This is a genomic window from Pseudoalteromonas sp. SR44-5, from assembly GCF_014163675.1.
Taxonomy (GTDB): domain Bacteria; phylum Pseudomonadota; class Gammaproteobacteria; order Enterobacterales; family Alteromonadaceae; genus Pseudoalteromonas; species Pseudoalteromonas rhizosphaerae.
In genome coordinates this window covers 1-1,233 of sequence record NZ_JACJDT010000121.1, presented here as the reverse complement: position 1 = coordinate 1,233, position 1,233 = coordinate 1, and the positions used below count along the sequence as shown (strand labels likewise).

Sequence of the window (1,233 nt, the reverse complement as noted above, 5' to 3'; positions counted from 1 at the left end):
AACATCATCACATTGAGATAATGCTTTTTCAACCGCTTGAACTTTAAATTCTTGTGTAAATCGACGTCTCATTTTTATCTGCCTCTATTAAAAGTTAGAGACGACAACTATCCTGACACAGGGGGGTTAGCAGTGATACCACTTTTTGGGCTAAAGCCCAACCTACAAACCACAAGCGTCAGCAAGCTCAACGCCTACGGTGATTAACTCTGTCACTAGTGTTAAATCATTCGTGGCTGAAGCCATCTCCTACAACAATACTTAACCTCTGTGTAGCGAAGCGCATTTGAGTTCTCGGTGGTGAAATTCACTTATCGCCCTAAGAACGACCCCACACCAGAAGGGTTTCGTTGCACTCTCCCCAACCTACGCCACTTGCGTTGTAAGGCGAAAGTTAAGTGCTTTTATCACTTGAAAAAAGTTTCGCAACGAGTTTTGGTTTTACCATTCACCGCCTTATACGAGCTTCCACGATTTAATCCTGTTGCGTTAGCAATATCGCTCGCGCCATGCTTTTTCACCAAAGATCTGAAAGGGGTCACCCATAAGAAGCTTCCGATCATGCTGACGACTGTGTTTTATTGATCTCTGTATTCAAAAACCAAGTATTGCTACTTTTCAAACTCATTAATGATTTTGAAATATTTAATCCTCCCACCTTGCATTTACCTAAAAAGTGAACTTAATTAAAAAGTAATGGAACTTCATCAAAAGGAATTTGCAATGACTAAACTCATCATTATTGCTTGGTTACTTTTTTGTTCATATGCTTACGCGACAAATATTTTTAAGCTTAACTCACAATCTAAAAATACAGATTTAGCCGATATTCAACCAAACCACCCACAATGGAATGCCAGCTCAATTTATGTAGCCGGCGATGTTGTGACTCACAACAACAGCTTATTTATTGCCGCTTTTTGGGTTAAAGGCATTGAACCGATAGAAAACCAACCCCATTGGGATGGTTGGATTTGGCTGCAAAATACTGTGATAGAAAAATGGCAAGCAAACAAAGTGTATCAAGGTGGCAACCTTGTAAAACACGGAGCCGACTACTATCTTGCCCGCTACTGGAATGAGAATAACGAACCCGCCCCCCACAGTAGTTGGCAAAAAATTAAAGATTTATTTTACCAAACCCCAGATTTACCACCTGAACACCCTGACGACTATAAAACGCTGGACGGTGTTGATCAAAATGACAACGGTATCCGCGACGATTATGAGCGC

The 1,233-nt window shown here is 41.0% G+C and carries 1 protein-coding gene and 1 pseudogene; one reads left to right on the top strand and one right to left on the bottom strand.

All coding sequences use genetic code 11. From position 1 onward, the window contains the following. Positions 1-407: 407 nt before the first annotated feature. Positions 408-563, bottom strand: coding sequence for a hypothetical protein (locus H5154_RS24235; protein WP_404936154.1), 156 nt, complete (start codon positions 561-563; stop codon positions 408-410). A gap of 160 nt (positions 564-723) precedes the next feature. On the opposite strand from H5154_RS24235, the pseudogene H5154_RS22735 reads away from it, so the two are divergent. After that, positions 724-1,233 (top strand): annotated as a pseudogene (locus tag H5154_RS22735) (chitodextrinase); the annotation flags it as partial.

Bases quoted from the DNA above. Each gene is read 5' to 3' on its own strand.
- H5154_RS24235 (WP_404936154.1), bottom strand. From the start codon at position 563: ATGATCGGAAGCTTCTTATGGGTGACCCCTTTCAGATCTTTGGTGAAA.